The sequence below is a fragment of the Rickettsia endosymbiont of Ixodes scapularis genome (assembly GCF_000160735.1).
Lineage (GTDB): Bacteria > Pseudomonadota > Alphaproteobacteria > Rickettsiales > Rickettsiaceae > Rickettsia > Rickettsia tamurae.
Window position 1 is genome coordinate 1,256,671 of the sequence record NZ_CM000770.1, and the last position, 7,397, is coordinate 1,264,067.

The window sequence follows — 7,397 nt, forward strand, 5'->3', positions numbered from 1 at the left end:
AACCCTGCTAATTTACAAGAGCTGATTAAATCAGTTAAAGAACAAAATTGTGACCTTGGTATAGCTTTTGACGGTGACGGTGATAGAATCGGTATTATCAGCTCAAACGGGAAGATATTATTCGGTGATCAAATTTTATGTATATTTGCTGAGGATATCTTAAAGGAAAACCCAAATGCCACTATAATAGTCGATGTAAAAGCCAGCCGGTTCATCGTTGATAAAATAAAATTATTCGGTGGAAATCCTATAATATGTCGAACAGGTCATCCTTTTATTAAAAGCAAAATGCTTGAGACAAAGACTTTACTCGCCGGTGAAATGAGTGGGCATATATTCTTTGCCGATAAATATTTTGGCTTTGATGATGCAATTTATGCAGCTCTTAGATTTTTAGATTTACTTAGCAAATCGGATAAAACTCTAGATGAGATAATAGACGAGTTACCCAAAAGCTATAGTACACCGGAAATTAAAATATTTGTTTCTTCAGAGTTAAAACTAAAAATTATAGAAGAAATAAAGCAAAAGTTACTTGATGATAAAATAGAATTTAACGATATTGACGGTGTACGGGTAAATACTGAGCATGGTTGGTGGCTCTTGCGTAGCTCTAATACCGAATCTATTATAGTTGCAAGGGCTGAATCAGCTAATAAGGATGGTTTAGAAAAAATAATAACTATAATTAATAAATATCTTGAAAAATACGGGCTATTAATTAATTATTAAAAAATTATTGCTTTCTAAAGTATTATTTTATATATTTTTCTTACATTAAATTAATATAAAGGAAAAATAATATGTTTAAAATCTCATATACAACAGACCTAATCGATACATCATCTGTTGATACTAAATTAGTTACAATAACAGCAACAGGTGCAAATACATTAAATATTAACATTACCAACAAGGCACCATTGGTAATAAAAAATAAAGACCTTGAGCCTACTAATGATCCTCTTATTTTTAAACTTAACAGTGATGTAGCAGCATCTAACGGTCTAAATAGTTTAGTTCTTGACTACAATGACGCAGGCTTATTTAGTGGTCCAACTATTAGTTATGACAATAAATTTGGTACAATAACATTTAGTGGACCGGCAGATAGTAATGCTAATACTAAGACTTTAGGAAATACTATTAATACTGATGAAATCGTTTAAGGGTATTAATGTCATTCCTAGCTAAAAGCGGGAATCCAGTACTTTTTGTTGTCATACCGTGGCTTGACCACGGTATAGCATAGGCAATTAAGATAGTGATATTAATAAAAGGATATGGTAAAGTAATTAGAAAATAGTTATGCCAAGTCCATATTCATATGATTTAAGAAAGGGAGTGATTCAATATATTGAGTCAGGGAAAAGAATAATAGAAGCAAGTCAAGTATTTAATATCAGCCGTAAAGTAATATATGATTGGAAGAAATTAAAGAAAGAAACAGGAGATGTTCAATTAAAAACTGGCTATCAAAAAGGGCATAGTCATAAAATAACAGATATGGAAGGATTTAAAAAATTTTTGGAATCTAATAAAGATAAAAGCAGTCGAGAGCTAGCCATCTTGTATCCTAGTAAAGTGTCAGCAAGAACTATAATAAACATGATTAGAAAAGTTGGTTACAGCTATAAAAAAACTTTTCTTCATCCCAAAAGAAATCATAAATTAAGAAATGAGTTTATAGAAAAGATAACCACCATAGACAAAGATAAACTAGTGTTTTTGGATGAATCAGGAATAGAAGATAATGCGTGTCGAGAACATGGCTGGAGCCCAAAAGGAGAAAGATGTTATGGTGAAAAAGTTTATCAGCACAAACACAGAATTAGTATGATTGCTGGCCTATTTAATAGCAATATTGTAGCACCTCTAATATTTGAAGGCAATTGTAATAAAGCTATTTTTGAGACGTATGTCAAGGATATACTCATTAAAGAATTAAGGGCAGGACAAGTCGTAGTAATGGATAATATTAATTTTCATAAAACTCTAAGGTAAAAGAATTAATTGAATCGGTAGGGGCAAGTATTTTATTCCTTCCTACTTACAGTCCTGATCTTAATCCTATAGAACATTATTGGTTTAAAACTAAAGAACCCTCAGCTATAAGCTGAGGGGTTATAAAGTGGAATCGATTAGAAATCGATCATCATTCACAGGTTCACCTTCCTGTTCATCAATATAGTGCTGTATCATTTCATCAGTTATATTACCTGAACTGACCGCCATATAGCCCCTAGCCCACAAATGATTGCCCCAAAATTGTTTTCTTAAATGAGCAAATTCTTGCAATAAAATTCTTGAGCTACTACCTTTTAAATACTGTACTAACTTGCTAAGAGATATTTGTGATTTATATGAGATAAACATATGCACGTGATCACATGATATTTTCCCTGAAATTATATATACTTCATGTTCCATACAAATCTGCCTTAGTAAATCTCTAGCCCTTTCCGCTACTTTGCCTATCAATACTCTCTTCCTATATTTTGGTATCCATATAAGATGTACTTTTAAATCATACTGACTATGACTATTCTTTCTATAACTTCTCATGTTTCTTGATATAAATTCATTGCTAAAGCAATTTCATTATATCTTCCCTTCGCCTGAAGGCGAGGGATTTCTTATCCCCGAAGGGGGACATTAAACATCAAATTAGAAAAGATACTAGTAACTTTGGGGGTGTCAGAAAGTTTGTGTAAGTTATAAAAATAGTTAAGAATAAAATTAATTAAAACAACTTACATGAGGCTAATATGAAGAATAAGAGTAAAGTATCAAATCCGACTATAGAAAAAGTAGTATCAGAAATACTATCACAAAGTGATCCATCTGAGATATTTGGCAAAGAAGGAATATTTCAGGAAATTAAAAAGCAGATAGTAAATAAGATTTTAGAAAAAGAAATGGAATCTCATATAGGTTATGAGAAGCATTCTAAGAATACCAAGGAGTCAGATAATAGACGTAATGGCAATTATGAAAAGACTCTAATAGATTCCGAGGGTCGTAAATTGATAGTAGAAGTGCCAAGGGATCGGGAAGGAGAATTTGAACCTCAACTAATTCCAAAAGGAGTAAGGAGATTTGAAGGATTTGATGATAAAGTAATATCTTTATATGCTAGGGGAATGACTATTCGAGAAATACAAGGGCACTTAGAAGAACTATATGCCACCAAAGTATCATCTGAGTTAATATCAAAGGTAACTGATGGCATTTTAGAGGAAGTTACTGCGTGGCAGAATAGAGCACTTGATAGTGTATATCCTATAATGTAGATTGTATTCATGTTAAGGCAAGAGACAATCATATAATAATAAATAAAGCAGTTTATCTAGATATTGGCGTGAATATAGAAGGCAAGAAGGAACTATTAGGTATTTGGATAGGCAAGAATGAAGGATCTAAATTTTGGATGCAAGTAGTAACAGAACTGAAGAATCGTGGTGTAGAACAAATATATGTTGCGTGTGTTGATGGTCTTAAAGGTTTTCCAGAAGCAATAAATAGCATTTTCCCAAAAACCACAGTACAACTGTGTATTGTTCATATGGTAAGAAACTCTGTAAAATACGTATCATATAAAGATTTAAAATTGGTAACAGCTGATTTAAAGGCAGTTTATTCTGCAATAAATGAAGCAGAGGGATTAAGAGAATTACAAAATTTTGCTAAAAAATGGGATGAAAAATATCCAGTTATTTTTGATATATGGCAGAGAAATTGGTCTGGAATAGCTCCGTTCTTTAGCTTTCCGGAAGACATTAGAAAGGCGATTTACACTACTAATGCTATTGAATCAACTAACCGTCAAATTCGTAAAATTATAAAAAATAAGGGGGTATTTCCAGATGATAAATCGATTCAGAAAATAATCTTTTTAGCATTGACAAATGCTTCTAAAAAATGGACAATGCCTATTAAGAATTGGGCCATGGCTTTAAATCAATTTGCTATACTTTGTGATACTAATTTACAAAATTGGGCAAATGGAGAAATCGTACTTACACAAAAAATCTGACAGACCCGTAACTTTACATATTTTTTTGATGCTGTTTATCACGTATTACAAAAAGTAACTACCTTACCTGCTTAAGCTATATCTAGAAAAAATTAAAAACATTAAATTTTCGATTCTAATTCCGTAAGACTGGATACCGTGGTCAGCCACGGTATGACACCGAATACATGAAATAGTTTAAACAAGTGACAAAGAAAGAAATATATTCAAATGATTTGAAGAATTGGAATGTAAAACGAGGAGCGAGCACGCACAGCCTATACTTAATAGGTGAGCATGCGAGTCCTCCGAAGTTTCGCAGAAACAATTCTTCAAATCATTTGAATATATTTATATTATGCGGACCGACTGCTAGCGGGAAGTCTTATTTAGGGCATGAATTGGCTAAAGCTTATAACGGCGAAATCATTAATATCGACTCAATGCAGGTTTATAAGGAAATTCCTATTATTACCGCCTCCCCTCCGAAAAGCTATAAAACTGAAGTTACTTACCATTTATATAATTTTCTATCAATTACAGAAGATTTCTCGGTAATAAAATATCTAAAACTTGCGACAGAAAAAATAAAAGAAATAACCGGCAGGGGTAAACTACCCATATTAATAGGAGGAACGGGCTTATATATCAATTCTCTAGTTTTTGGCTATAATAATATTCCTGATATAATGGAGGATTTACGCAAAGAAGTTAGAGAATTGCATAGTAAAATAGGCAATATAGAATTATGGAATAAATTAGAGAAGCTTGACCCACTTGCTGCTTCTAAAATAAACCAAAATGATACTCAACGTTTAATTAGAGCTTATGAAGTATTCATGCAAACCGGTAAATCTATTTTTTCCTTTCAAACCTTGCTAAAAGAACAAATCTTATCTGATTTTAATTTCAAAATTATCTTCTTTAAATCCTGAGCGAAAATTTTTGTATAAAACATGTGATGAGCGTTTAGATAAGATATTTAAAGAAGGGGCAATTGACGAAATTGCTTTAATAAAAAGACAATTCACCCCACAACATTATTCGAATTTAAAAGCAATAGGGATAAAAGAAATTTTAGCTTATTTAAACGGCAATCTCACTTTAGATGAGGCTTTAAATGCAGCTCAAATACGAACCCGTCAGTATGCTAAAAGACAAGTTACTTGGTTTAAAAATCAGATACAAGATAAAACCACATTAGAATATTCTAACCAAGAAGAGTTTGCACAAATATTAAGAAATTTTACGTACTATAGCTAGGGTTAAATAAAAATGGTATGCTATTAATTTGTCATCCCGTGGCTTGACCATGGGATCCAAAACTTTTTAAGGTTTTCTGGATACCGGGAACAAGTCCCGGTATGACAGTTTTTATATCTTTTTTATCTCGCTTTAGCCATAATTAATGCGTTATCTATGTATTTCTTCTTTCTTTTTATTATTAGAAATAGGAGTAATGGAAAGTGCATTTGTCTTAGATCCTACAATATTAATCTTACTATTTAAATTTGAGACGATACTTTGTGCTTCTTTTAAAACATTTAATTTATTAATATTTTCAAACTCATTTTTAAAGTTATCTTTTAACTGTTCATTGAAGATTTCTTTTGGTAAATAAATTCCACCGGTAATAGCGCCTGCCCAAGTATATTTAGATTTAGAATTTAAAGTAGAGGCAATATTACTTGCTAACTTTTCTAGATTTTTCGGCTCTAAAAAATTATTTATATTATCGGGATTCTCTTTAGAATATTCAGAAACGATAGGTTTTAGCATCTGATTAATCATGTAAAAATCTTCACCTCTATTATCACCTTTATCAAAAAGTTTTTGTGATATTTTCTCGCTTAAAATATTTGCTAATAAATTACTCTTAATATCTTGTTTATTTGCAATATTTTCATATAAAGGGTTTAATATTTGTAATGGAGAATTTACATGATTTGTAATATGTTTATATTGATTTGTTTTAGGAGTAGCTAGGTTAGTAACCATATTCATAGGTAGTGAATTTAGTTTTTCTATAATATAGTCTTTAATCGTTTGATTTTCTTCATATAATATTTTTACCTGTTGAACAAATTCTTTTTTACTAAGTAAATTTCTTTTTCCTTCAGCTTGTATTTGTAAAAATACTTTATCAATTGCCTTATCAATTAATTTTGCTTGTTGTTCTTTAATTAGTTTAGGTACTAAAGGAGGGATAGCCTTATCAAGATTGTAAGTATCAGTAAGTAGCATTAAATTATCAGGTAATTTAGCACCTGTTAAATTAGTATTTTTAAAATTACAATCTTTTAAAGAAGTTACTTTAGTTAAATCTGCATTTTTTAATGATACGCCTGAGAGTCGATATTAGATAAATTACCTACTAATATAGCTCCCTTTAAGCTGAATTTCCATTTTGTATTTTATTTAAATTATTTCTAAGAGTAATTTCATCTATAGTTTTATCTTTAAAATCTTGTGATGGACTAAATACGTCTTTTACTTTTCCAGTAGCATAGCTAAACCCTGCTTTTATAATATTCGGCAATTGCCCTTCAAAATAATTTGTTTTTTGAGCTAGATTATATATAGCACTAGCAGCCCCACGATAATTACTTTTTTCAACCTCTTCTATAACTTTAACTAATTCATCAGGATGGTTTAATATTGATGGAAGTACATTATATAATTCTTTCTTATCAAGGTTATTTATACCTGGTATGTCCACTAAAGTTTTATCTAAAATACTTGCAAATATTTCTCTATTATTATTTAAATATTTTTTAATTTCAGGATTGTCTTTAGTTAAAGCTATTAATTCTTTTGCCATTTCCGTATAATCGCCTTTAATAAAATCTCGAAAAACCTTTTTTAATGATTCAGGTTTATCAAGTAATATAGGCATTATGCTAGTTAGCTTTGTAACATCACTCGCTTCTAGACCATAATTTATAAGTTGTTGTTTTATAGTTTGGCTATTTTTTTCATCTTGTTCTAAAACTCCTGTAATTAAATTATCAAATAGACCTTCTTTACTTTGGTCTACTAATATATCTTTTAATTTAAATGAAGGATCATTAAGGGCAGAGATTATATTACCGGTTAAACTCATATAATCGCCTTTATTTAAGTCTGCAATAATCTCATGAGCAATTTCCGGCTTTGACATAACTTCGCCTACTATACTAAGCATTTGTTTATCAAAATTATATTCTTTTGTTATGCTTTGTACGCTAGGAGTATTTTCAATAATACCTAAAGCAATATTTGGGAAGATTGTTTATTATTAGCAAAAAAACTTTTTAATTTATCATCACCCGCTACCCTTTCTAAGGATTTCTCAAGAGATATCATTACACCTTGATTTGGAGCATTAAGAGTATCAAAAATC

Annotated in this window: 3 protein-coding genes and 4 pseudogenes; 5 read left to right on the forward strand and 2 right to left on the reverse strand. The window is 30.6% G+C overall.

Annotated features, from left to right (window positions below; genetic code table 11):
* The 3 genes and pseudogenes from REIS_RS06375 to REIS_RS12990 form a co-directional block, all read left to right on the forward strand.
* A pseudogene (locus tag REIS_RS06375) lies at positions 1-732 on the forward strand (phosphomannomutase/phosphoglucomutase); the annotation flags it as partial.
* Between the two features lie 71 nt (positions 733-803).
* Positions 804-1,169, forward strand: coding sequence for a hypothetical protein (locus REIS_RS06380; RefSeq protein WP_008580429.1), 366 nt, complete (start codon positions 804-806; stop codon positions 1,167-1,169).
* 139 nt (positions 1,170-1,308) lie between these two features.
* Positions 1,309-2,120, forward strand: a protein-coding gene (locus tag REIS_RS12990; protein ID WP_241760897.1) for an IS630 family transposase whose coding sequence is annotated in 2 segments (ribosomal slippage) — positions 1,309-1,990 and positions 1,990-2,120 — 813 coding nt in all. Because the reading frame shifts where the segments join, the coding sequence is not laid out codon by codon here.
* 4 nt (positions 2,121-2,124) lie between these two features.
* On the opposite strand, the gene tnpA is transcribed toward REIS_RS12990, so the two are convergent.
* Positions 2,125-2,565 (reverse strand): IS200/IS605 family transposase, encoded by a 441-nt coding sequence (gene tnpA / locus REIS_RS06390; protein WP_008579210.1) that lies wholly within the window; start codon positions 2,563-2,565, stop codon positions 2,125-2,127.
* 203 nt (positions 2,566-2,768) lie between these two features.
* On the opposite strand from tnpA, the pseudogene REIS_RS06395 reads away from it, so the two are divergent.
* Together REIS_RS06395 and miaA are read left to right on the forward strand one after the other, a co-directional pair.
* A pseudogene (locus tag REIS_RS06395) lies at positions 2,769-4,036 on the forward strand (IS256 family transposase).
* 320 nt (positions 4,037-4,356) lie between these two features.
* A pseudogene (gene miaA, locus REIS_RS06400) lies at positions 4,357-5,278 on the forward strand (tRNA (adenosine(37)-N6)-dimethylallyltransferase MiaA).
* Between the two features lie 150 nt (positions 5,279-5,428).
* Here the strand turns inward: miaA and REIS_RS06405 are convergent.
* A pseudogene (locus REIS_RS06405) lies at positions 5,429-7,397 on the reverse strand (pentapeptide repeat-containing protein); the annotation flags it as partial.

What these genes read in the sequence shown, in the direction of transcription:
- REIS_RS06380 (WP_008580429.1), top strand. Translation starts at nt 804, where the DNA reads ATGTTTAAAATCTCATATACAACAGACCTAATCGATACATCATCTGTT.
- tnpA (WP_008579210.1), bottom strand. Translation starts at nt 2,565, where the DNA reads ATGAGAAGTTATAGAAAGAATAGTCATAGTCAGTATGATTTAAAAGTA.